The sequence below is a fragment of the Candidatus Sodalis endolongispinus genome (genome assembly GCF_018777395.1).
GTDB lineage: Bacteria > Pseudomonadota > Gammaproteobacteria > Enterobacterales > Enterobacteriaceae > Sodalis_B > Sodalis_B endolongispinus.
The window spans coordinates 275,877-300,595 of record NZ_JAFJYC010000001.1; the positions used below are offsets into that span (position 1 = coordinate 275,877).

The following is a 24,719-nucleotide window of genomic DNA, read 5'->3' on the forward strand; positions in this document are numbered from 1 at the left end:
ATTTGTTTTCACGCAATGTTAATGTGGTTAATCGCCGTCGCGGCTCAAGAATGTGACAGGGATAGCGTTATTGGCGGCGGTATCGCGTTATGGCACGCCGGCAAGGCAATACAAGGTGCGACATTAAAGGGCAGGTAAGGCAAGGTAAGACGTTGCAGGGCAGGTAAGGTAGGGCGCGACATTGCAGGGTAGATGAGGTAGGGCGCGGGTGTCGGGTTTGCTGCGGGGGGGCACAAGCGCGCAGGCGCCACAACCTGTGAGGGTGGACGGGCAGCGGTGGGTAGCAAAGAGGGAACGGACGTGATGAACTGACGTATTAGCGGTATCATCGCTCGGGGATTGGCACCCGCAGGCATTAATTATTAAGCACGACGGAAAACAAATGATTACACTACGAAAAATGACCGCGGCGGAGTTTGCCGTCTACCTGCCCGGCGCGATTGAAGATTATGCGCGCGATCTCAGCGACAATCACGGCTATTCCCTGACCGTTGGCCGCGATAACGCCGCGCGCATTATGCATGATTATCTTCCTGAGGGGACTGATACCGCCGACCACCGGTTATGGTGTGTCGTCAGCGACCACGAGCGGGTGGGCTACCTTTGGGTCAGCCTGCGTAACTTACCTGAGGCTTATATCTGCGATTTCAGTATCCTGCCCCAGTGGCGTCGGCGGGGTTACGGTCGTGCCGCGCTGACGGCGCTGGATAGCGAGCTTATGGCCGCGGGATGCACCGAGGTGGCGTTGCGGGTGGCGGCCAATAATCCTCACGCCCGCGCGCTGTATGAACGTCATGCCTTCCGCCTTACAGGTTACACTATGGCTCGACAACTGGTGCGGAACTGAGAGACAGGCGCGTGGCGGTCTCTTCGGCTACACCATGGCCCGGCAATGGGTGCGGAACTGAGAGACATGCGCGTGGCGGCCTGTTGCCCCTGAGGTCGGTAGGCCAGTGCTCACAGGGGCCTATCGCCGCCGGGCAGCGTTGCTCCCCGACGGCGCAACGCGGGATTATTTTAATACCAGAGCATCACGCAGGGTATAGTACAGATCGGTCTGGTCCGTCAGGCCGGCAACGTTGGCCGCATGGGGACCATAGGCGGCGATGCGCAACTGGGTGCCGGTATGGCCCTGGGATTCCGCATCTTCCGAGTTGCCGTAGCTTATCGCCATTACCGCGCCATCTTTGGTGCTCAGCGCCTGCGTCAAACCCGGCGCCTTGGCATCGGCCTCGATGATCTGGCTGGAATGGGCATGGTCCGCAGTGACCACCACCAGCGTATTCCCGTCGGCACGGGCAAATTCCAGCGCAATTTGAACCGCCTCATCCAAATCCACCGTTTCACCAAATTGACCGCAGGGGTTGGCGGCGTGATCTTGCTTATCTATCGATGCACCCTCTACCTGCAGGAAAAAGCCCTGCGGATTGACTTTCAATAAATCGATGGCCTTTTGGGTCATCATCGCCAGCGTGGGTACGCTGGCGCTACGGTCGGGATTGTCGACACAGGTGACGGATTGACCATCGACGTTGCCGTGATACACCGCCTTCGGTCCCTGCCAGCGTACCGGCATATTGCCCTCGGCGAACAGTCCGAGCAGCGGTTGCTGCTGATTGGCGACGGTAACGGCTTGTAAGCTGTCGGCATCGTCTACCAGCCGGTATCCCCGCGCCAGGGCCTGCTCATGTAGGGTTTTGCCCTGCCATTGGCCGGCTTTCGCCTGCTCGGCAAAGGTTTTGCCGCCGCCGCCCAGGGTGACGTCGGCCCGCGCCGCCAGCAACTGTTCCGCAATCGAGCCGCGGCCGTTATTTTTCAGCGCCTGCGCGCTGCAAAGTTCACTGGTTTTCACCGGCCCATAGCATTTCCGTGAACTAACATGGGCCACCAACGCCGCCGGCGTGGCGTCTTCGAGTTCGGCTGTTGAGACGTTGCCGGTCGCTTTACCCGCCGCTTTGGCCATCTCCAGGATCGTCGGTCGGTCTTGTCCGCGCACATCGACGCCCAGCGCGCCATTATAGGTTTTTACGCCGGTCGTCCAAGCGGTGGCCGACGCGGAGGAATCGGTCACATAACTCGGCTTATGGCTGGTTTTATCCAAAGAATAGTGGGTGTATTGACCGGTGATCGGCAGCGCGTCAATGCCCGGAAACATTTTTCCCGCGCCATAAGCATAGTTGCGTGCGGCGGTGATTTCGGAATCTCCCATGCCGTCGCCGATCAGCAGAATCACGTTTTTGGCCTGGCGGTTATTGAGCTATGCCACCAGCGCGGCGGTTTGATCGCCCTGCAGACGTCGGGCGCCGCCGGGTTGTGTGATATCGCCATGGGCCACGCGATCGGCCAGGACATCATCCGCGGCTATCGCCGGCGCGGCGAGACCGCTGGCTGCAAAAATAGTGGCGCTGATTGCTAAGGAGAGAAGTGAACGTGAACCAGAGGAATGCAACATAATAAAAGAGCTCACATTGTCATTTTAGTGTCTTAAACCTGACCGGAGTCTACGAAAGCGCGATGACGCTTTTATGACAATTCGCCGCGGGCGTTAGGGCCCCCTGCGACAGCAGGCGGCGCAAACCTGGCGGGCGGCGAGTTGGGAACGGGCACACGCGACAGCGAAGGGCGTAAGTTCGGCCGGCCCGCGCGGCAGCAGACGGGCTATGGCTGATGCCCCCGCGCTACAGCGGGTGGCGCAGTTGTGTCTTGGAAGCTACTATTATAAGCATGATTATTTTATAACGTTTAAATGGATATTTCGATGACGACACTGGCTGATATCTCGGTGATGTTAAAACGCGCCCGCCGCCACGCCGGCCTATCGCAGGAGATTTTGGCGCAGCGTGCCGGCGTGGCGCGCACTACCGTGGCGCGTATGGAGACGCAGGCCAATAACGACATGAGCGTCTCCGCGCTGGTGCGCCTGCTGTACGCGGCGGGGTTCGACTTGCGTGCTGTTTTGCAGGGAAATTACTCCCTTGAACGTTTTCTCACCCGGCAGCGACAAGACGAAAATGCCCGTTGAGGTGGCCTTAAGCCCGCGCTGGTCGATTGACCGAACGTGAGGCGTTGTTTGTTTACTAGGGGTTTGGCGACATGCTTCGAGCTGAAATTCAGGATGATAATACGCACACCAGGATCACCCGCGCCGGTCAGGGTTTTTCATTCAAGGTTCTGACCATCAATACCCATAAGGGCTTTTCCGCCTTCAATCGGCGCTTCATTTTGCCTGAACTGCGGGAAGCGGTCCGAACCGTCTCGCCGGATGTGGTGTTTTTGCAAGAGGTGCTGGGCGCCAATGAGAAACACGCCCGGCGCTTCGATAATTGGCCGGTAGTGCCGCAATATGAATTTCTTGCCGACAGTTTATGGGAAGATTTCGCCTATGGCCGCAACGCGGTTTACCCCGATGGCGACCATGGCAATGCGTTGCTTTCCCGCTTTCCTATTAGTCGTTATCAGAACGTCGATGTCTCGGTAGCGGGCGAGGAGAAGCGCGGTATGCTGCACTGCGAGCTGACGGTCCCCGGCTACGCGGGTGCGCCGTTGCATATGATTTGCGTGCATCTCGGGCTGCGCGAGCAGGACCGACAGGCCCAACTGCGGCAGATGAGCGATCATATCAACACGTTGCCCGCCGATGCGCCGGTGGTGGTGGCGGGGGATTTTAACGATTGGCGCCAGCGAGCCAGCCCGATTTTGCATCGCGCCGCCGGGCTAAAGGAGGTGTTTACCGAAGCCCATGGCCGGCCTGCCCGCACGTTTTCCCCTTCTACGGCTGGATCGCATTTATGTGCGCAACGTCCGCATCAGCCAGCCGACGCTGCTGGCGAAACGTTCCTGGTCTCATCTGTCCGATCATGCGCCGCTGGCGGTGGAGATCCATTTATGAGTAAGCCCGACACCATGAACATGGAGTGGCGCGAGGGAAATCGCATCAAATTGTTGGAGAATGGCGAAGCGTTCTTTCCGCGTCTGCACGAAAGCATTAACGCCGCCGAAAAGGAAGTGCTGCTTGAGACCTTTATTCTGTTCGAGGATAAAGTCGGCCGCGAACTGCAACAGGTGCTGATCGCCGCCGCCCAGCGCGGCGTGCGGGTGGAATGCACGGTAGACGGCTACGGCTCGCCCGATCTTTCCGACGACTTCATTGGTGCGATGACCAGCGCCGGCGTCCGTTTTCGCTATTACGATCCCCGGCCGGCGTTTATGGGGATGCGTACCAATCTGTTGCGCCGCCTGCACCGGAAAATAGTGGTGATCGACGCCCATCTGGCGTTCGTCGGCGGCATCAACTTTTCCCATGAGCACTTAAGCGATTACGGGCCGCAGGCCAAACAGGATTATGCGGTGGAGATTGAAGGACCGGTGATGGAGGATATCCACCGCTATTGCCTGCAGGCATTATATAAGCGCGACGAGCAGCGCAACTGGTGGGGCCGGCGCTCCCGTCCGCCTGCCGCTAACCGCCAGCCCGGCGATGCCCAGGCGCTGTTCGTTTATCGTGATAACGATGAGCATGCGACCGATATCGAGCGGCATTATCTGGAAATGCTGCGCACCGCCAAACGGGATGTGATCATTGCTAACGCCTACTTTTTCCCCGGTTATCGCCTGCTAAAAGAGATGCGCAACGCCGCCCGGCGCGGCGTCAATGTTGTGCTGATCGTACAGGGCGAACCGGACATGCCGATAGTTCAGGTGGGTGCGCGCATGTTGTATCACTATCTGGTGCCTGAGGTGGTGAGAATTTATGAATACTGCCGTCGGCCGCTGCACGCCAAAGTGGCGGTGAAAGACGATGCCTGGGCTACCGTTGGGTCCAGCAATCTTGACCCGCTGAGTCTGGCGCTCAATCTGGAAGCCAATGTGATCATTCACGATCGCGGCTTTAACCACACCTTGCGCGACAACCTTAACCGTCTTATCGCTAACGATTGCCAATGGGTAGATGAAAGCAAAGTGCCGCGGCAGACCTATTGGCATTTGGCGAAAAGCGTGGTGGTGTTTCACTTCCTGCGCCACTTCCCGGCCTGGGTCGGCTGGTTGCCGGCGCATACACCGAAGCTGGCGCTGGTCCCCGCGCCGGTGCAGCCGGAAATGGAGAACCAGGATCGGACCGACGCGGAGAAGGGGGGCTTAAAACCATGAGTCCTTCCTCTTCCCGCGCGCGCCAGGGCACCCGGCACGGCGAGGGATCCGGCGGCGGTGCCAAGCCTCGTTGGCTGAGCTGGGCCAAGAAGATTATCACCTGGGTATTCTTACTGGGCGTGGTAGTGCTGATGGGGGTATACGCCGGTAAGGTGGACTGGGATGACGTACTCCAGTCACTGAAAAACTATAGCCCCGGCGCCATGCTGGCGGCAATTGGCCTGGTGGTAGTGAGTTACCTCATCTATGGCGTCTACGATCTGATTGGCCGCGCCTATTACGGCCACAAGCTGGCCAGGCATCAGGTGATGCTGGTGTCGTTTATCTGCTACGCCTTTACCCTCACGCTCAGCACCTGGGTGGGGGGTATCGGCATGCGCTACCGGCTGTATTCCCGGCTGGGACTCTCCAACAGCGCCATCACCCGCGTGTTTACCCTGAGTATCGCCACCAACTGGCTGGGGTATATCCTGCTGGCCGGACTGGTTTGCGCTTTCGGCGTCATTAAGCTGCCGGCCAACTGGGGGATTGGTGAAGTCGCGCTGCGGCTGATAGGTGTCGGGCTGCTGGCGTTTATTGTGGTCTATCTCGGCTTATGCACCTTCTCCAAACGTCGCCGCTGGATGGTTCGCGGGCAAAAGCTGGTGTTACCGTCGTTGCGTATGGCGATAGCGCAGTTGTCGGTGTCCGTCGCTAATTGGCTGGTCATGGCCGGCATCATTTATATTTTGCTGAATGACAAAGTGAACTTCCCTCTGGTGCTGGGTGTGCTGCTGGTGAGCAGTATTGCCGGCGTCATCATCCATATTCCGGCCGGGATCGGGGTATTGGAGGCGGTATTTGTTGCCATGTTGCACGGGCAGTCGATTTCCCATGGCACCATTATCGCCGCGCTCCTGGCCTACCGCGCCATCTATTTTATCGCGCCCTTGCTGCTGGCGATTGTGCTCTACCTCGGCATGGAAAGCCCGCGCCAAGGCGCTGCGTGCCAAAAACGAGCGTGACGCGCAGCGACATGCCCCCGCTGGCGACGAGGTGCCGCCGGCGTAGGCGTCAGAGACGGCCGTCGCCTGCCGCGGCTAACGGCGGTCGACCGGCCGGGGGGGCCGCGAGGTAGCGGGATCGGCCGTTGCTCGATGCCCGATAGGGATTAGCACCCGGGCAGGAACGGTTCATAGCGTGATGTGCCCTTCAATAAGCGTCGAAGAATAACCGTCGATCCACGGCTCGCCCCGCAGGTAATCGACAAATACCCGTCCGTCGCGCTGTTTGCAAGTACCCTGGCGCACCCGATAACTTTCGGCAAACGCCGGATTGCCGGCAAAATCACGCTGCGGCAGCAGCAGCGCCAAACAGGCGTTGGCGCTGCCTGTGACCGGATCTTCCACCAGGCTGCCGTGTTCGATAATAAACGCCCGCATTTCAAAGTCGACATCGCTTGCCGGGCCATGCCGGCCATAAAACGCCACGCCGGTGGCGTCGCATTGCGTCAACAGTTCGCCCAGCGCGGTACTCTCCGGTTGCAGCCTGAGACAAACCTCAGCGCTGGCCACATCGACCATCAACCAGCGTATGCCCATATTCACCACGGTTGGTGCCACGTCGACGGCCGAAGGCTCTTCCCCGGCAGCCGTGGTCAATAACGCATAGCGTGGCGCGGCGAGCGGCGTCATCGTCGCCCGGGGGGACTCGAAAGCCAGCATGCCGTCACGGGCGATAGTGATAGCGACATTTCCGACGCCACATTGTTGCACCAGGATGGCCGGGCAGCTTGGGTTTAAAGCCGTTCTCCAGCAACGCATGGGCGGTGCCCAAAGTGGGATGGCCGGCAAAGGGCAATTCGCCGGCCGGAGAATATATTTTCACCTGATAATCGGCCTGCGGCTCGGAAGGCGGCATCACAAACGTGGTTTCTGACAGGTTGGTCCAACGGGCGATAGCCAGCATCTGGCCGTCAGACAGGCCATCCGCATCCATCACCACCGCCAGCGGATTGCCATTGAGCGGCACCGCGGAGAAAACATCGACTTGTTTAAAACGGCGTAATTCACTCATAATTTTCCTGGTAATCTTCTAGCCAAAAGGATTGCCGCGTGCGGGCTTTCAAGATTAAGACTACTCCAAGTGGCGTATAATGAGAAAATTCCTGTTAAGCCATACCGGTCGCGTTATTTTGGCATCGTTGTCGCCCGCAGTACATTTTGCTGCCAGGGGCGTCACAAGGGAATAGATTTGACAATAAAGGATTCGTTGGCAAATAAAGCTAACGTTAAGTTATTGACGCCAGCGCGCAATAATGAAAATTCACTTCAGGCCAATAAAGTCAACATCCAGGTCACAACGCTTCTGATGTGAAACGGTAATCACCGCCGCTGTGAATTCACGCGCCCAATATCCCCACCTGACAACCAGTACCGCTCACCATCCCTACCCCGACGAGGGTATTAAAGTCGCAACGCTAACAGATTTACCGATGCCTATCGGCTTGAGAAGCAACGTGTTGGCACAAACGCACCAGGGGACATCAGTTTGACCAGACCGGCCTGCGAACGGGACATTCTTGAAGATCCATCGACAGGCGGGATAAGCGGGGTGAGAGCAACCTGCGGCCGGGAAACGCATTGATAAATTCGCCGGCGGGCGGGTGGTGTTAATAAAAGCGGCCTGCGATCGGGACATTGGCCGGGAAACGCACTAAGAAACTCGCGGGCGGGCGGGTGGTGTTAATAAGAGCGGCCTGCGACCGGAACATGGGCAGGGAAACGCACTAAGAAATTCGTTGTCGGCCGGGTGGTGTTAATAAAAGCGGCCTGCGACCGGGACATGGACCGGGAAACGCATTAAGAAATTCGTTGGCGGGCGGGTGGTGTTAATAAATACGGCCTGTAACAGGGACATTCTGAAAGACCCCGCGGCGGGCGGGATAAGCGTAGTGAAACCCGCCTCTGGGCAAGCAAAGCCTGAGAAAACCGGCCTTTATTCAGGCCGGGACTGAATGACTCGCCCACGGCAGAAATACAAAAGGCGCTGACGGGGATGGTTAGTGTGGCGCTCCACCTTGCCAGTGCGGACCGCCGCCGCCGGGAGGTGGCCACAGACAGCCGCTTAAAGCGGCGCTCAGAAAGACAATGCCGAGAAACATGATTAAATGACGCATGCGTTAACTCCATGAGTAAATAATTCGATACGTCAAATCATTTACCGACAAAGTATTTTGATCAATGCATGACAGAGTAAAGGAACTGTAAAACCAGTGACGGCTGTAACAAGGTGAAGATAAATAATACGGACAGCGCAAAAAATAGAAATAGTAGCGATGAACGCTATAGGAAGAAGCCGAATAAAGTTCGGCTGACAGCGCCAAAATTACAATCAGGAAGAGTCTTAATTTATTCTATCATGGCTTATTGGCCACCGTTTATTGCAGCGGCAAGCTGCATTATTCTTTGCCTGCCTCTTAAGGGCGCCATACAAGTTTAACGCTTGCCACTATAAAAAAGACCGCCCTTTTAGACGGTCAACTTGCAGACAGCGGTAACCACGGCTTTGCCGGGTGAGGGTTTAGTTATAGATAACGGCGGTACTGTGCATATTGCGTTGTCCCGACAACGATGTCGGTGGGTAGCTCGGCGAGTGATCGCCGCTCACTTTATCTCCCGGCTCGCCAGAATATAGGGTAAGACCACTATGGCTCGATGTAGCGGCAAGCGTAAGAGGCAGGCAATCCGCCGTAGGGCGCAGACCGGCGGCCATCGCGCCGGAAGACAGCAGGCTAAGGGCAACAGCAAAAATAAATAATCTCATGTTTTTCATAGAATTATCTCCCGACTTCACCGTCAGAATGATGGCGGCTGGATAAATAATTAACATTTGATAACTAAATGATAGACCGCAGCGGCCACGCAGGAAATATAATTTTTTAATGAACGTTAATATAATTTATACCGCTGGGCACATATTGCGAAAAGCCCCTCGACATGGGGGTAAGTATTTTTTATAATGACCATTAATTTAGTGCATTTTTTCACCCATTCGGCAAGAGAGGATCTATGAGCGACCATCAAGCCGCCTGTGTCAAAAAGGGGCGCGGGCGTCCGAAACAATTCGACCGTGAAGCCGCCCTGGACCAGGCGTTGCAACTGTTTTGGCGCCATGGCTATGAAGCGACATCCCTTGCCGATCTTGTCGAAGCCACGGGTGCCAAGGCGCCTACGCTTTATGCGGAATTCGGTAATAAAGAAGGGCTGTTCCGCGCTGCGGCGGAACGCTATGTGACCAAGTTCGCCGAGAAGGGTAAGGCCCTGCTGGCGCGTCCCGGTTATACCGTCACCCAGGCTATCGAGGATTTTTACCGCGCCGCAGCCGGTATGTTTACCGATAAGAGCCTGCCGTCCGGCTGCTTCATTATTTGTACCTCGGCGGCGCTGGCCGCGTCGTCAGATGAAGTGGCGCAAATCTTGCGCTCGCGTCATCATTTGCAGGAGCATACGCTGCTAGATTTCTTGCTGGCGCGGCAACATCATGGGGAACTCCCTGCCGGCACCGACTGTGCCGCACTGGCGAAATACCTCGCCTGCACGCTGCAGGGGATGTCGGTCCAGGCGCGTGACGGCGCCAGCGAGGGGGATCTTAATGGCATTGTCACCACCTTGATGGCCGTCTGGCCGACGTTAACCCAGACCTGCCGCCAGATGAGCGGTGCGTTAGCGACGGAACACGCCTAACACCGCGTGGCTGACGCAAGAGCTGATAGTTCTTCGCTGATACCATCGACGCACTGTTGCCTGCGCCGTTAACCTGCGCCGAGACAACTGACGCACGATGACTTGAGCCATTGACCCGCGCCGGTACCCCCGACGCGCTCTTCTATTGCGCAGTAATGGCCTCCGGCGCCTGCCAGCCACCGCCAAGAGCCACGATCAGCTGGACGCTGGCCACCCATTGCGTGCTTTGCAGCGATAGCAGACTCTGCTGCTGGGAAAGGCTGGTATTTTGCGTGGTGGCCACATCAAGGTAATCAATCATCCCCGCTTCGTATTGGTTGTAGGTCACCCGCGCTGACTCTTGCGCCGCCTGCGCCGCCCGCTGCCGGGCCGCGATCTCGTTCTCCAGGGTCTGCAACTGCACCAGATAATCTTCCACTTCCTGGAACCCTGCCAGCACCGTTTGGCGATAGCTGGCGACGCTTGCATCGTAGCTGGCCTCCGCCTGTTCCACCTGCGCTTTGGTGGCGCCGAAATCCAGCAGGGTGCCGCTCAATTCCGGCCCAAGTGACCAGGTCCGGTTAGGCAACGACAACAGATTGTGCAACGCCGAGCTACTGAAGCCGCCGCTGGCGCTCAGGGTTAAATCGGGATAATAAGCGGCTTTGGCGACGCCTATCGCGGCATTGGCGGCCACCACATTACGTTCTGCATAGGCAATATCGGACGGCGCCGCAATAATTGCGACGGCAGCGCTTGCGGGATAGCGGGCAGGGTGGCGATAAGCGGTGCGGCGGGCAGGCTTAACGCCGAGGGCGGTTTGCCCATCAAGACCGCAATCGCATGCTCAAGCTGGGCGCGCTGCCATTGCACATCCAGCGCCGATGCGCGGGCGCTATCAAGGGTAGTTTGCGCCTGGGCCAGCGTGTCACGCCCTTCGCTGCCGGCCTGATATTTATTGTTGATGATACGCACATAACGCTCATAAGCGGCAATACTTTGCTGATAGAGAGCCAACTGCTGATCCATCACCCGCAGTTGGAAATAGTCCTGCGCCAGCGTTGACTGCGCGCTGAGGGTGATATTAGCCAGTTCCGCCTCGCTCGCCTGGGCGCTGGCTCGGTTTTCTTCCAGCGTGCGGCGCAGCTTGCCCCACAGATCTAGCTCCCAGCTGGCGGTGGCGCTATGACTAGTGCTGGTCGCGCTGCGGTTGCCAGAACGGGTGCTAGACGCCGTGCCGGTGACGCTGGGGTAGAGATCGGCGCGTGATTGCCGCGCCAGGCGCCAGCGCCTGACGATACAGCGCCTGATATTGCGCGACGTTCTGGTTGGAAATTTGCACCTGACGTAACAAATCAGACAGGACCGGATCGCGGTAAACTGCCCACCATTCGCCCTTGCTGACTTGATCCTGCGGCGTCGCCCTGGTCCAGCCCTTGGCTTCTTTGTACTGCAGCGGCACCTCCGTCGCTGGTCGGTGATAGTCCGGTCCCACGCTACAGCCCGCCAGCGTCAAGGCCAGCGCCAGGGGAAGCAACTTCAGTGCGCGGTGTGTATCATTCATTGTCATGTTTCACTCTTATAGCGGCGTCATGCCGTGCCGGTTTTCCGTAAGCGATGCCAGGCGCGCTGGCTTTTGCGGCTAAGGCGATCAAGATAGAGATAAACCACGGGTGTGGTAAACAGGGGCAACAGCTGGCTCAGGGCCAACCCGCCGGCGATGGCCATACCCAGGTGGCTGCGCAGATCCGCGTCACCTCCGCTGCCGAGCGCCAGCGGCAGCGCGCCAAAAAAGGCCGCCAGAGTGGTCATCATGATCGGCCGAAATCGCATCAAGCAGGCCTGGGTGATGGCCTGCTGCGGCGTCAGCCCCTGAGTGCGTTCGGCCGCCAGGGCAAAATCAATCATCATGATCGCGTTCTTCTTCACAATCCCTATCAGCAGTAAGATACCGATCAAGGCGATTACCGTCAGTTGGGTGCCAGTAGCCAGCATCAGCAGCAATGCGCCCAGGCCCGCTGAAGGCAGGGTGGATAATATCGTCAGCGGATGAATATAGCTCTCATACAGGACGCCGAGCACAATATAGACCGCCGCCAGGATCAACCAGGGCATGGACGCGGCCAGCGCGGCGAACGCTTTGGCGGTCCCCTGGAAACCGGCCTGAATGGTGCTGGGCAGGGCAATTTTTACCATCGCGTCCTTGATGGCCGTCTGCGCCTGTTCCAGCGACACGCCATCGGCCAGATTAAAGGCGACGGTGCTGGTGGCGGACTGCCCCTGATGCGCCACCGACAGCGCCGCGTTGGCGCTGCTGAAGGTAACGAACGCCGACAGGGGTATTGTTTCATCGTTGTCGTTGACCACAAACAGTTTTTTCAGCACCTCGGCATCGCCAGTATACGCCTCGTTAAGTCCCATAATCACATGATATTGATTCAGGGTTTTATAGATTGTCGCCACCTGGAGCTGGCTGAATGAATTATTGAGCATCGCGTCGAGCATATCGGCATTCACTCCCAGCCGGGTGGCTTTATCGCGATCTATGTTCAGCATGATCTCTTGACCGCCGTTTTCACTGTCGGCGTCCACGCTGGTCAGCTCGGGCAGTTTTTCCAGCGCCGCTTTCACTTTCGGCGTCCAGACACGCAACAGATTGAGATCATCGGCCTGCAGGCTATATTGATATGACGCGTTGGCGCGGCGTCCGCCGATATGGATATCCTGCGCCGCCATCAAAAACAGCTGCATACCCGCCTCGTTGCGAAACTTATTGGTCAGCCGGTTAGCGACTTCGGTGGCGCTATCGCTGCGCTGGTCATAATCCTTCAGGCGCACAAAGAAGGTACCGCTGTTGCGCGATCCGAAGGCGCCGCCGCCGATGGACGACATCACGCCATCCACCGCCGGGTCCTGCTGGATAAGCTTGGCTATCGCTTCCACTTTGGGTTTCATCGCCTGGAACGAAATATTTTGATCGGCTCGCACCATCCCCATCAGCAGGACGGTATCCTGGTTGGGGAAGACCCCCTTTTGCACCACGCCGTATAAAAAAGGTTGAGCATGATGGTCAGCACCAGGCTGAAGAGCGTCAGCCTTTGATGGCGCATCACCCAGCCCAGCGCTAGCGCATATCCCGCCAGCATCCGGGCCAGTCCGTGCTCTATCAGCAAATAGACCCGGTTGGGGCGTTTGCTCACCGGCGGTTTGCGCCGCAGCAGCCGCGAGCACAGCATCGGCGTCAGGCTAAGCGACACGACCATCGAAATCAATAGCGTGACGGCGAATTCCCGAAACAGCCGACCGACAATACTGCCCATCAGCAGAATGGGAATGAACACCGCCACCAGCGACAGCGTCATTGCCAGGACGGTAAAACCGACTTCCTGCGCGCCCTTGATCGAGGCGCGTACTGGTCCAAGACCTTCTTCGATATAGCGGGTGATGTTTTCCAATACCACAATGGCGTCATCGACCACAAAGCCGGTGCAGATGATAAGCGCCATAAGCGACAGGTTATCCAAACTGTAATCTAGCAGGTACATCACCACGCAGGTGCCGATAAGCGATACCGGCAACGCCAGTGCCGGAATGATCACCGCCTGCAGGTTGCGCAGAAAGACAAACACCACGGCGATCACCAGGAAAATCGCAATCAGCAGCGTCTCTTCGGTGTCGTACAGCGAGGCGCGAATGGTGGGCGAACGGTCCACCACTTTATGCAGCTCGACATCGCCGGGCAATTCCGCCTGCAGCGCCGGTAGCGCGGCGTTGATGGCGTCGATGGTTTCCAGCATATTCGCGCCAGCCTGGCGGGTGACGCCTATCATTACCGACGGGTTTTGATTGTAATAGCCGATGTTGTATTTATCTTCCACCGAGTCGATGACGGTGGCGACATCGCTAAGGCGGATGGCGGTACCGTTGATATAGGTAACAATAAGCGAACGATAATCACGCGCTTTGTCCAACTGCCCGTTACTGTCCACCAGAAACGAGGTCCGTTCGCCCTGCAACATCCCTTTGGGCAGATTGGTGGTGCTATTGGCAATGGCGCTGCGTACCGTGTCCAGCGAAATCCCCATATGGTTCAGCATTTGCGGCTGCAGATCGATGCGCACCGCAGGCAGTGCACTGCCGAGCAGCGACACCTGACCGACTCCCTGCACCTGAGCGATCTTTTGCTGGATGGTGCTGGACGCCAGATCGTATAACTCGCCGCTGGCGCGGGTGTTGGAGGTCATCGCCAACATAACGATAGGCGCATCGGACGGATTGGCTTTGCGGTAGGTGGGTAACGACGGCATGCTGCTTGGCAGCAAACTGCGTGCGGCATTGATGGCCGCCTGCACATCGCGGGCGGCGCCATTGATATCGCGGTCTAGCTCGAATTGCAAAATAATCCGCGTCGACCCCGTGCTGCTGCTGGAGGTCATTTCGGTAACACCGGCTATCTGGCCCAGCGAACGCTCAAGCGGGGTGGCCACGGTAGCCGCCATGGTTTCCGGACTGGCGCCAGACAGGCTGGCGCTGACCATAATGGTAGGAAAATCAACCTGCGGCAGCGGCGCCACCGGCAGCAGTCGGTAACCCAACAAGCCGAGCAACAAAATGGCAAGCGTGAGCAGCAGCGTCGCCACCGGACGAAAGATAAACAGCCGAGAGATATTCATTGCGATGCTTGCCTGCTTTTGCGCCGCATATAACGCTGTCCTCGCTGCGCTAGGCCGTCAAACCAAAGATAAATCACCGGCGTCGAGAACAACGTCAGCACCTGGCTGAAAATAAGACCGCCGACAATCACCAGCCCCAGCGGCTGGCGCTGTTCGGCGCCGGAGCCGTGCGCCAGCATTAACGGCAGCGCCCCGAGCAAGGCGGCCATCGTGGTCATCAGAATTGGCCGGAAACGCAGCAGGCAGGCCTGATGGATGGCCTCGCGCGGCGTCATGTGATGCTTATTTTCCGCCTCAAGCGCGAAGTCGATCATCATGATGGCATTCTTTTTCACTATGCCTATCAACAGGATGACGCCTATGAGTGCGATCAGACTGAATTCCGTGTCGGCGAGCAGCAACGTCAACAGCGCACCGACCGCGGCCGAGGGCAGGGTGGAAAGAATGGTGACCGGATGAATAAAGCTCTCATACAGGATACCGAGCACCACGTACATGGTGAGCAACGCCGCCAGGATAAGCCACAGCGTATTGCCTGTGGCGCTCTTGAACGCCGAGGTTTCCCCTTGATAGCGCAAGGTAATGCTTACCGGTTGCTCAAGAGACTGACTCACTTTGGCTATCGCCTGTTGCGCGTCTTCAATCGTATAGCCGTCATTCAAGTTGAAGGATACGGTGACCGCAGGGAACTGATTCAGCCTGACATGAACCAGGGAACCCGTCCGACGATGGAGTGTGGCGATGGAAGTCAGTTTGACCATTGCCGTCGTGCTGCTGGCACTCGAGCTTGAGCTGGAACTAGAGCTTGAACCGGAGCTGGAGCTGGAACTGGCGGCGAGATAAATATCATCCAGCGAGGCCGGCGATTGCTGGTACTTGGTCTGGACCTCCAGCACCACCCGGTACTGGTTGGACTGGGTGAAAATTGTCGACACCAGCCGCTGACCGAAAGCGTTGTAAAGCGCGGTATCGACATCCGCGGCGCTGATGCCGTAGCGCGCCGCGGCGTCGCGGTTGAGCTCCACATACACCGTTTGCCCCTGATCCTGCAGATTGCTGACCACATCGCTGAATTCCGGCTCCTGCTGCAGGCGCGCGATAAGTTTCGGCGTCCAGTTCACCAGATTTTCGCTATCGGCATCGTCGAGCGTGAATTGGTATTGGCTGGGTGTCACCTGATCGTTAACTGTTAGATCATGTGAGGATTGCAGATACAGCTTGATGCCGGCGACCTGTTGTGTGGCCTCTTTCAGCTGTTTGATAATCACATCGGCGCGATCCCCAAAGGGTTTCAGGTTGATCTGCAGGCGGCCGCTATTCAGGCTGGTATTGTTGCCGTCGATGCCGACGGTGGAGGAGACGCTTTCCACCTGTGGATTCTTGAGGATATCATCCACCAGCGCCTGCTGGCGTCGGGTCATTTCGCCGAAAGACACATCCTGCGAGGCGACCGTCACCCCCTGGATCAGACAGGTATCCTGCTGTGGGAAGAAGCCTTTCGGCACCACCAGATAAAGCAGCGCGGTCAACGCCAGGGTCGCCAGCAGGGTGAGGCGCTGATGATCAAGCACGATTATCAGCAGCCGATCATAGCCGGCGATAAGCCGGTCGAAAATCTCGCCGCCCTTGCGGTAAAAACGGCTTTGCTCCGCCTCGGTGATATGGCGCAGCAGATAGGCGCACAGCATCGGCGTCAGCGTGAGCGACACCAACATCGACACCAGAATCGACACCGCCAGGGTAATGGCGAACTCCCGGAACAGCCGTCCGACTACATCGCCCATGAATAACAGCGGAATTAATACCGCGATGAGTGAAAAGGTCAGCGAGATGATGGTAAAGCCTATCTGCCTGGAGCCATTAAGCGCCGCCTGCATCGGCGTTTCGCCCTCTTCCAGCCGGCGCGAGATATTTTCCACCACCACGATCGCGTCATCAATGACAAACCCGGTGGCGATGGTTAACGCCATCAACGACAGGTTATTCAGACTGAAACCGGCCAGATACATGACGCTGAAGGTGCCCACCAGCGACAGCGTAACCGCCACGCTGGGAATCAGGGTCGCGGCGATATTACGCAGGAAAAGAAAGGTCACCATCACGACCAACGCAATGGACAGCATCAGCTCAAACTGCACATCGCTGATGGAGGCGCGAATGGTTTGGGTACGATCGGAGAGGATCTGTATTTTGACACCGTCCGGCAGCGCCGCCTGCAGCGTGGGGAGCTGCGCCTTGATATTATCCACCACCTAAATAACATTGGCGCCCGGCTGGCGCTGGACGCTGATGACAATCGCCGGATTCCGGTTGGCCCAGGCGGATTGGAAGGTGTTTTCCTCCGCCTCCTCGATTTGGGCGATATCTTTCAGCCGCAGCGCGGCGCCGTCCTGATAAGTCAGGATCAAATTACCGTATTCGGCGGCGGTACGCAGCTGATCGTTGGCGTCGATGGTAATCGAGTGATAGCGGCCGTCAAAGCCACCTTTAGCGGTGTTAACGTTGCTGTTGCTGATAAGGGTGTTGACATCTTCCAGCGTCAGGTGGTGAGCCGCGAGCGCGCGGGGATCCATCCGCACCCGAATCGCCGCCTGATGGCCGCCGGCCAGGGTAACCATGCCGACGCCGGCGATCTGCGATAATTTCAGCGCCAGGCGGGTATTGACCAGATCCTGCACCTGAATCAGCGGCAGCGTATCCGAACTCGCCGCCAGGGTGATGACGGCGGTATCCGCCGGGTTAACCTTTTTATAGGTTGGCGGATTGGGCAGATCGCTCGGCAGCAGGCTGTTGGCGGCATTGATTGCCGCCTGTACTTCTTGCTCCGCCACATCCAGCGACAAATCGAGAGAGAATTTCAGGGTAATGACCGATGCCCTGCCTGAACTGGTGGAATACATCTGGCTAAGGCCGGCCATCTGGCCGAGCTGCCGTTCCAGCGGCGCGGTGACCGACGACGCCATCACATCAGGACTGGCGCCCGGGTAAAGCGTGGTAACCTGAATCGTGGGATAATCCACCTGGGGCAGCGCCGAGGTGGAAAGCATTTTGTAGGCGAACAGCCCGGAAATCAGCACCGCAATCATCAGCAAAATGGTGGCGACCGGGCGCTCGATAAAGAGTCTGGAAGGATTCATTGCGCGGCGCCGTCGTTACCGCCGGTGTTCGAGGCGCGCTGCGTCGCCGCGCTGCCGGTAGGGCGGCTGGTGCCGCCTTCCGTCGTGCCGCTATCGCCGGTGGTACCCTTCGCCGTGCCGCTATCGCCGGTCGTGCCGGTAGCCGTATCTGCGCTGGTGTTAGGGCCCGTGGCACGGCTATTCGTTGTGCCGGCGCTGCCCTTGACGCGGGTGGCGCTACCTGGCGCGCCGCTCTCGACGGCACTGCCGCCGCCGTTATCATTGTCGCTGACAATTGTCACTTTCGCGCCATTGCTCAACCGGTCGATGCCTTCGGTGACCACCCGTTCTCCCGGCGAGACACCGCTTATAACGGCCTGCAAAGAGGTCCCGAAGCTCGGTCCTGCCTTTACCTTGACGGCGTTCGACGCTGTTATCCGGCTTGATGACGTAGACGAAATCCCCATCGCTGCTCAACTGCAACGCCTGGGCGGGGATAACCGTCGCGTCCTTCAGAACATTGGTTTGCAAACGCACATTGACGAATTGGTTGGGGTAGAGTTTTTTATCTTTATTGGCAAACATGGCTTTAAGCTTGATACTGCCGGTGTCGCTGTCAATTTCGTTGCTGATAAAATTCAGCTCTCCCTCTGCCAGCACCGTTGTGGCATCTTGATCCAGCGCGGTGGCGGGCAAGGTTTGGTCGTGATGCAGCGCCTGCAACAGCGTGGGTAAATTGGCCTGCGGGACGCTAAAGGTGACGGCGATAGGCTGGGTCTGGGTAATCGTCACGATGCCGGTGGTGTCGCTACTGTGCACCATATTGCCAGGATCCACCAGCCGCAGCCCAACCCGGCCGCTGACCGGCGCGGTAATTCGCGCATAGTCCAGATCCAATTTTGCGGCGTCGATTTGCGCCTGATAGGATTTGATTGCTCCGGCGTATTGCCCCACGGTAGCGGTCTGGGTTTCCAGATCCTGACGCGATAGCGAGTCCTGCGCATAAAGTTTCTGGTAACGCGCCAGCGTCAGCTGGGCGCTTTTCAATAGCGCCTGGTTTTGCGCTAGACTGCCCTGATATTGCGCCAGGCTGGCCTGGTAGCTGCGCGGGTCGATCTGCGCCAGTAATTGCCCCTGCTCAACCTTTTGCCCCTCGGTAAAATAGACCTTGAGCAACTGGCCATCCACCCGGCTGGTCACGGTGACGCTGGCGTTAGCCACCACCGTCCCCAGGGCCGACAAGGTAACGGGAACGTCCGCCTGCCTGGTAACACCGCCGTGTACCGCTGTCGGGCCGCCCATGCCCATACCCATTCTCATGCCGCCCGCTCTGCCGGTTGGGGCCGCGTCGCCGCCGCTGCGGTGAGCGAAAAGGTAGTAACCAAGGCCGGCAACTATTAACAGTAAAAAAACCACTACTAAAACATTACGCCACTTAATCGTCTGCTTTGAATATCTTCTCATGGGATGGGGCTGGCCAGTTCCGGTTAAAATCGTGTTATCTTATCAGATTAAAGTAATTCGGATGCTTATTCTGTAAGCGTTTCATTTGCCGTACCGCGCCCGCCGCCGCGTAACGTGGTGTTAAGGCCCTTCAGCCGCAGGGATTTCGACCTGCCAGACGCGGCAACAAGAGAAACATCATGCTATGCCTTTTCAAGCGCGCTAACGCCCGGCGGCCCGCGCCGGGGCACAGGGCATGTCAAGTATAGCGGCTCGGGGCATAATGGTCAGACGCGGCGGCAACCCGGCGCTCGTCAAACCGAGCAGAGGGGTGCGTATTGGCAGCACCCTGAACGCATGGCACTGTGCGTTTGTCCACGCCGACGTCAAGGATCCGCGCAACCTTCTGAGCGCCTTGGTACGCGCCCGGCTTCGAGCGTAACTTAGGCGCCGGCGGCCATTGCCAGCGCGGTATCGGACATCACTCCTCGCCGGGCGTTCGTTCAGTTCCTTTCCAGGATAAAGTCCCACTGCGGATGACCTTGGTGGATAACACCGACGTCGGTCGCGAAAAAATAATTATATCAAAATATATTATTTTATTTGAATAAAATAAACGGGTAATATTTATGAGTTGGTTTAATTCCATCATCTATTCACAGAAATACCGGGTTAATTAGTTTTTAATTTCTCGATTCTCCTGCGGGTTATAGGCCCGGATGTTTATCTTTGGTTTAAGTCATTACTATAACCTTTAATAATTAGATGAGGATTTATTCGTTAAGTCACAAGATTAATAATCATTATTTTTAGTGGAGAATTAAGTGTCGTATTGAAGAATGATGCATTTGCCATGAGCTACGCTGGACACTATTCCGTGATGAAATAATGAAATGGAAGTTTATCGGACAACAGGAGATATTAAAGGATGGATATAGCTCTGAAAAAAGATCAGGCGTCTTACGCATGCACGCCCTTAGCGCCCATCGGCCCGGCTGGCGGAGGCAAACATTCTCTGCCGCCCGTACAATACGCTTTTGGCGATTTTCTGCTGAACTCCTCCCGTGTGTTGTTTCATAAAGACAAACGGCTCAGCATCTCCCCCAAGGAACTCGGGGTGCTGAGTTTATTGCTGGAATCCGCCGGCGAACTGGTGACCAAGGCGCAGATTATTCATGAGGTCTGGTATGGTGGCAATGTCGGTGAAGAATCGCTGACGCGCTGTATATACGTATTACGGCGTATTTTGCAAGAAGAGAAGGACCGCCGCTATATCGATACCGTCTACGGTAAAGGCTATCGGTTCACCTTACCGGTAACGCGCATTTTGCCGGCCCGGCCCGGCATGCCGGCACGTTGCGTGCTGGCGGTATTTCCCTTTCGGCTGGCCGGGGATATCGACACAGTGGGTCTGCAGGATGCCATCGTACAGCAGCTTGCACCGTGCTCGCCGCTGGGGCTGCATGTACTGCCGACCTCACTGACCATGAACTGCCACACGACGGATGCTACGCTGCAGTTGCTGGATAAAATCCGGCCCGACTATTACCTCACCAGTTACGAACTAAACCTCGGTGGCGCACCTTCGCTGCGTATCGAACTGAGGCGCGCCGAAGATCATCTGGTACTGCTGCGCGAACGGGTGGCCAAAGACCATTTGGGGGGCGATGGGCGCTTTCTGCAAACGCTGAAGCCCATGATTTTAGGTGCATTGCCCGGTATGAAAGCGATGGGGCTGGCAGTGGGGAACACGACGGAGACGGAGCCCGGGGGGCCTTATATGCCGGGTAAGGACGAAATAAGAAAATGAACTGGCTGCTTTTGGGCAGCGTAGGCGAAGCCGGCAAGGGCCGGGCAAGGCCCTTGGGAGCGGGCGCATTATTTCGCAGCACAATCCAAGTAGCCTTCACGTGGCGTCCTGTTCGCCAATGCCTGCAATGAGAGAGAGCGTTTATCACGCGTCAGGCATGCTGTGAAACGCTTTGACATTGAGAGACTTTTGCAATTCTTTCCCACCGTGAGTCATATTTTCATCATGATTTCTTTAGAAGAGATAGGCAATGTATGGCTATGAATATTAAGCAAAAGCGAACTGAGATAATGATGAGCAAAAAATCATTGTCTCTCCCGCTTCGCTGCTGGACGAACATCATCAGCAGGATATCTTGGAGCCCAAATGCTGGTTGCTGGAAATTCCCGACGGTGATTGCGATATTCATGTTCGCTGGGCGAATGAATCGACACGTCTGGCATTATCCGCCGGCTGGCGCGGCATGCTATTAATGCAGCGCCTGAATCTGGCGCTGCGCGCCGGCACGGCGCGGCACCAGGAACTACCGCTGTTCGCCTTGGCGAAACTGCAGGTATTTATCGACGAGTCCCGCGGCGTCCAGGTCGATTACGCCCAGCAGCAGTGGGCGCAGGTCGAACTGGACGATTACCCGAATATTGGCACCTGTGCTGATAATAGAGCAGTGGATGTTGGGCAATTATCAGCGCGCGCCATCCCAGATGAACGCGCTGGCGGTATTTTTACGCCAGACGGAGTGCTATTGGCTAATACGATTTTTATTAAATGAATCGGTCAATAACGGGAAGTTAAACGTTATGGGCGCGCGTTACGGCTTGTCCTATTCCCATTTCCGCCGCCTGTGCCGCAATGCGCTGGGAAACTCGGCTAAAAATGAGCTGCGTGGCTGGCGTATCGCCAGGGCGCTGCTGGATATGGTCGAAGAGCGGCAAAGCCTTACCGAGGTGGCCATGCGCTATGGCTATGCCTCGTCCTCGCACCTCTCCAACGATGTCAGGGACGCCTTTGGGGTCTCCCCCCGTGGGATATGGAATATGATCAACAAGAAAGCGGAACAATGAATAACATCGCTCTGATAGGCCGCGGCTTGCTCTGCGTAATATTACTGGCCTGCTCCGGCCAGCGCGCGGGCGGCGGAGTTACCGCGACAAGGCGACGGCTATGTGGCAAACAAAGACGGCGTAAAAGTGTTTTTTGACGCGCTATCGGCGCGCCTCAACCAACCGGTTATTGTCAGCAAGCTGGCGGCGCGTAAGCAGATTAGCGGCGAGTTCAATCTGGCCGATCCACAGGCATTACTGGTGCGCATTACCCAACAGATGGGGCTGATGTGGTATAGCGACGGTCAGGCTATTTACATTTATGATGCCAGCGAAATGCGTCATGCGGTGGTGGCGTTGCGCACCATCTCGCCGGCGGCGCTGCGTCATTTTCTCCAGCAGGCCCAGTTGCACGACCCGCGCTATCCGCTGCGGGGGGAGTCTGGCGGGCGGATCCTTTATCTTTCGGGACCGCCGGTGTATATCGAACTGGTGGAAAATGCGGCCCGTTTGCTGGATAAGGAACCGGACGGAATTCACGAGCGCGAACAGGCCGAAGTTATCCCGCTAAGTTACACCTTTGTCGGCGATCGCTATTATGCCTTGCGCGGCGAGAAGGTGACCATTCCCGGTATCGCCACGGTGATCGAGCGGCTGATGAGACGGGAGGGGCGGTTGGCGGTGGCTGGCGCCCCTGTTCCGCTGACGCCGGCGTAGGCCCTGCTGCCTGCGGCGGAGGCGCGGGCGGAACAAGACGCGGAGCCGCTGTCGTCATGGCCGGTACAGGTCATTGCCAATCCCAGCAATAACAGCCTGCTGGTCAAAGGCAGCGGACGTCAGGTCCAATTCGTACGCAATCTGGTGCGATCACTGGATATTCCGAAGCGCCATGTGGAGTTATCGTTATGGATAATTGATTTGGAGAAAAGCGATCTCGATCAGTTCGGCATCGATTGGCAGGGCGGCGCCCGCATTGGCCAGCGGGGTGGCGTCACGCTCAATCAGGGATCCTATAGCGCCTTGGACGGCACCAGGTTTGTCGCATCGATACTGGCGTTGGCGCGAAAACACCGCGCCAACATTGTTTCGCGGCCGATTATCCTGACCCAGGAGAATGTGCCGGCGATTTTTGATAACAATCGGACGTTTTATACGCGGCTCCTGGGAGAACACAGCGTTGAGCTGCGCGAAGTAACCTACGGCACCATGATAAGCGTTCTACCGCGGTTTTCCGGCGACGATCAGATTGAGATGGTGCTGACCATCGAAGACGGCGGCGAGGTCGCCCGGCAGCACAGTAATCCCGGGCCTGACGACCTGCCGGAAGTGGGACGGACCCATATCAGCACCGTCGCGCGCGTGCCGCGGGGAAAAGCCTGCTGATTGGCGGCTTACACCCGCGATGAAATCAGGAATAACCGCGACCGGTTACCCGGTTTGGGGTCGTTACCGCTGATTGGCGGGTTGTTTCACCATCGCATCGATAAACAGGCCAATACGGTCAGAATTTTTCTCATTCAGCCGCGGGAAATTTCTGAGCCGCTGCAGCAAGACACCGCCGCGTTTGCCCGTTCCATTGTCGCGCGTAGCCATGCGGGAACCCTTAACCCCCGCCGGCATCAATGTGTGTTGGTATACGCCACCTCCAACTACTCTTCGCTGGAACGGTGCAACACCGCGCTGGTGGCGACAACGGTGGCGGAATATTTTCGCGATCAAGGCAGGCGGGTAGTGCTGTTTCTCGATTCCCTGACCCGATTTTCCCGCGCGCTGCGGGATGTAGCCCTCGCCGCGGGGGAAGCACCGGCCAGGAGAGGCTACCCCGCTTCGGTATTTGACGCGCTGCCCCGTATTCTGGAGCGGCCCGGCAACAGCCCCACCGGCAGTATTACCGCATTTTATACGGTACTCCTGGAAGGCGATGACGAGCAGGACCCCATCGCTGACGAAATCCGCTCGATTCTCGATGGCCATATCTATCTCAGCCGCAAGCTGGCGGCGGCGAATCACTTTCCCGCTATCGATATCCTGCGCAGCGCCAGCCGCGTGGCAGGGCAGGTGACGGACGCCCGGCAACAGGCGCTGGCCGGCGCCATGCGCGGTCTGCTGACCCGGCTGGAAGAGATGCAGACCCTGATAGATTTAGGAGAATACCGCCCCGGAGATAATGCGGAAAATGATCATGCGCAGGCGAAAAAACAGCTGCTCTGGGACTTTCTGCGTCAGGACGCCGAAAAGGCGGAAGAGTTCGGGCAAACGCTGAGGTTAATGCATGCGTTTGAGGCGTGATATCGAACGGCTCCGCGCGCGCTGCGAGCAGCGCCGGCAGACATTGGCAGCGACCCTGGCGGCGCTGGCGCGGCAAAGGGAGACGCTTGTCGCACGGCTCAGGACGCTGGCGGAGCAGCAGCAGGTACTGGTGCAGCAGATGGCGCTGACGTGGCCGCAAGGGGTGGTCAGTCACCGCGCCCTGATGCTGCATCAGCGGCGATTGATGGCTCGGCGCGAAGAAAACCGACAGTTGGCAGACCGGCAGCAGCAGCTGGAGCAGGACGTGATGGCGCTGGACGAGCAGCAGCGCGACGCGCTTTGCCAGCAGCGCGCATGGCAGCGTAAGCGGGAAAAATATGATGGCTGGCTTGAGCGACAGCGGCAGGCCCATCGGCTGATGCAATTGTACCGGCAGGAGACAGAAACAGAGGAGATGATGACATGGAACCGCTCGCGAGGATAAAGGACTGCCCGTCGGTAACGGCGGCGTCCGCGGCTATTACGCCGCTGGAGGA

11 protein-coding genes and 10 pseudogenes are annotated in these 24,719 nt (G+C 57.6%); 13 read left to right on the plus strand and 8 right to left on the minus strand.

Going from position 1 to position 24,719, the window contains the following annotated elements:
• The first annotated feature begins 382 nt into the window (after positions 1-382).
• Positions 383-847: a GNAT family N-acetyltransferase gene (locus tag JZM24_RS01425; RefSeq protein WP_215668319.1), complete on the plus strand. Its 465-nt coding sequence runs from the start codon at positions 383-385 to the stop codon at positions 845-847.
• Positions 848-1,012: 165 nt separating this feature from the next.
• Here the strand turns inward: JZM24_RS01425 and phoA are convergent.
• Positions 1,013-2,452, minus strand: a pseudogene (gene phoA / locus JZM24_RS01430) (alkaline phosphatase).
• 306 nt (positions 2,453-2,758) lie between these two features.
• Here phoA and JZM24_RS01435 point away from each other — a divergent pair.
• The 4 genes and pseudogenes from JZM24_RS01435 to JZM24_RS01450 all read left to right on the plus strand — a co-directional run bounded on the left by JZM24_RS01435 (position 2,759) and on the right by JZM24_RS01450 (position 6,198).
• A complete protein-coding gene (locus JZM24_RS01435; protein WP_215668320.1) occupies positions 2,759-3,022 on the plus strand; it encodes a helix-turn-helix domain-containing protein in 264 nt (87 codons plus the stop codon).
• Positions 3,023-3,135: 113 nt separating this feature from the next.
• A pseudogene (locus tag JZM24_RS01440) lies at positions 3,136-3,889 on the plus strand (endonuclease/exonuclease/phosphatase family protein).
• A 14-nt stretch (positions 3,890-3,903) separates the two neighbouring features.
• Positions 3,904-5,148 (plus strand): cardiolipin synthase ClsB, encoded by a 1,245-nt coding sequence (gene clsB, locus JZM24_RS01445; protein ID WP_215669960.1) that lies wholly within the window; start codon positions 3,904-3,906, stop codon positions 5,146-5,148.
• A gap of 113 nt (positions 5,149-5,261) precedes the next feature.
• Positions 5,262-6,198 (plus strand): annotated as a pseudogene (locus JZM24_RS01450) (lysylphosphatidylglycerol synthase domain-containing protein).
• Between the two features lie 122 nt (positions 6,199-6,320).
• Here the strand turns inward: JZM24_RS01450 and JZM24_RS01455 are convergent.
• Both JZM24_RS01455 and JZM24_RS01460 read right to left on the minus strand, forming a co-directional pair.
• A pseudogene (locus JZM24_RS01455) lies at positions 6,321-7,203 on the minus strand (PhzF family protein).
• Between the two features lie 1,506 nt (positions 7,204-8,709).
• Positions 8,710-8,961: a YdgH/BhsA/McbA family protein gene (locus JZM24_RS01460; protein ID WP_215668321.1), complete on the minus strand. Its 252-nt coding sequence runs from the start codon at positions 8,959-8,961 to the stop codon at positions 8,710-8,712.
• A 236-nt stretch (positions 8,962-9,197) separates the two neighbouring features.
• Between JZM24_RS01460 and JZM24_RS01465 the strand changes: the two genes are divergently transcribed.
• Positions 9,198-9,872 (plus strand): TetR/AcrR family transcriptional regulator, encoded by a 675-nt coding sequence (locus tag JZM24_RS01465; protein ID WP_215668322.1) that lies wholly within the window; start codon positions 9,198-9,200, stop codon positions 9,870-9,872.
• Positions 9,873-10,014: 142 nt separating this feature from the next.
• Here the strand turns inward: JZM24_RS01465 and JZM24_RS01470 are convergent.
• From JZM24_RS01470 to JZM24_RS01485, 5 genes and pseudogenes are all read right to left on the minus strand, one after another.
• Positions 10,015-11,421, minus strand: a pseudogene (locus JZM24_RS01470) (efflux transporter outer membrane subunit).
• A 20-nt stretch (positions 11,422-11,441) separates the two neighbouring features.
• Positions 11,442-14,524 (minus strand): annotated as a pseudogene (locus JZM24_RS01475) (efflux RND transporter permease subunit).
• Positions 14,521-17,661 (minus strand): annotated as a pseudogene (locus JZM24_RS01480) (efflux RND transporter permease subunit). The pseudogenes JZM24_RS01475 and JZM24_RS01480 overlap by 4 nt, the downstream one beginning before the upstream one ends.
• A complete protein-coding gene (locus JZM24_RS18240; RefSeq protein ID WP_246580052.1) occupies positions 17,658-17,942 on the minus strand; it encodes a hypothetical protein in 285 nt (94 codons plus the stop codon). The pseudogene JZM24_RS01480 and the gene JZM24_RS18240 overlap by 4 nt, the downstream one beginning before the upstream one ends.
• A pseudogene (locus tag JZM24_RS01485) lies at positions 17,928-19,104 on the minus strand (MdtA/MuxA family multidrug efflux RND transporter periplasmic adaptor subunit); the annotation flags it as partial. The pseudogene JZM24_RS01485 and the gene JZM24_RS18240, both read right to left, overlap by 15 nt.
• Before the next feature lie 907 nt (positions 19,105-20,011).
• On the opposite strand from JZM24_RS01485, the gene JZM24_RS01490 reads away from it, so the two are divergent.
• The 7 genes and pseudogenes from JZM24_RS01490 (at position 20,012) to JZM24_RS01520 (ending at position 24,667) form a co-directional block, all read left to right on the plus strand.
• The gene (locus tag JZM24_RS01490) at positions 20,012-20,893 is read left to right on the plus strand and encodes a winged helix-turn-helix domain-containing protein (protein ID WP_215668323.1); all 882 of its coding nucleotides are present in this window, start codon (positions 20,012-20,014) and stop codon (positions 20,891-20,893) included.
• 355 nt (positions 20,894-21,248) lie between these two features.
• Entirely contained in the window at positions 21,249-21,662 is a 414-nt protein-coding gene (locus tag JZM24_RS01495) for a hypothetical protein (protein ID WP_215668324.1), read from the plus strand.
• A 28-nt stretch (positions 21,663-21,690) separates the two neighbouring features.
• Positions 21,691-21,954, plus strand: coding sequence for a helix-turn-helix domain-containing protein (locus JZM24_RS01500; protein ID WP_215668325.1), 264 nt, complete (start codon positions 21,691-21,693; stop codon positions 21,952-21,954).
• Between the two features lie 102 nt (positions 21,955-22,056).
• A complete protein-coding gene (locus JZM24_RS01505) occupies positions 22,057-22,650 on the plus strand; it encodes a secretin N-terminal domain-containing protein (RefSeq protein WP_215668326.1) in 594 nt (197 codons plus the stop codon).
• A 99-nt stretch (positions 22,651-22,749) separates the two neighbouring features.
• Positions 22,750-23,400, plus strand: a pseudogene (locus tag JZM24_RS01510) (secretin GspD/PilQ domain-containing protein); the annotation flags it as partial.
• 144 nt (positions 23,401-23,544) lie between these two features.
• Positions 23,545-24,222, plus strand: a pseudogene (locus JZM24_RS01515) (EscN/YscN/HrcN family type III secretion system ATPase); the annotation flags it as partial.
• Entirely contained in the window at positions 24,206-24,667 is a 462-nt protein-coding gene (locus tag JZM24_RS01520) for a SpaM family type III secretion system protein (RefSeq protein WP_215668328.1), read from the plus strand. The pseudogene JZM24_RS01515 and the gene JZM24_RS01520, both read left to right, overlap by 17 nt.
• The last annotated feature ends 52 nt before the right edge of the window (positions 24,668-24,719 follow it).

What these genes read in the sequence shown, in the direction of transcription:
- JZM24_RS01425 (WP_215668319.1), top strand. Translation starts at nt 383, where the DNA reads ATGATTACACTACGAAAAATGACCGCGGCGGAGTTTGCCGTCTACCTG.
- JZM24_RS01460 (WP_215668321.1), bottom strand. Translation starts at nt 8,961, where the DNA reads ATGAAAAACATGAGATTATTTATTTTTGCTGTTGCCCTTAGCCTGCTG.
- JZM24_RS01490 (WP_215668323.1), top strand. Translation starts at nt 20,012, where the DNA reads ATGGATATAGCTCTGAAAAAAGATCAGGCGTCTTACGCATGCACGCCC.
- JZM24_RS01520 (WP_215668328.1), top strand. Translation starts at nt 24,206, where the DNA reads ATGCGTTTGAGGCGTGATATCGAACGGCTCCGCGCGCGCTGCGAGCAG.
- JZM24_RS01500 (WP_215668325.1), top strand. Translation starts at nt 21,691, where the DNA reads ATGGGCGCGCGTTACGGCTTGTCCTATTCCCATTTCCGCCGCCTGTGC.
- JZM24_RS01465 (WP_215668322.1), top strand. Translation starts at nt 9,198, where the DNA reads ATGAGCGACCATCAAGCCGCCTGTGTCAAAAAGGGGCGCGGGCGTCCG.
- clsB (WP_215669960.1), top strand. Translation starts at nt 3,904, where the DNA reads ATGAACATGGAGTGGCGCGAGGGAAATCGCATCAAATTGTTGGAGAAT.
- JZM24_RS01435 (WP_215668320.1), top strand. Translation starts at nt 2,759, where the DNA reads ATGACGACACTGGCTGATATCTCGGTGATGTTAAAACGCGCCCGCCGC.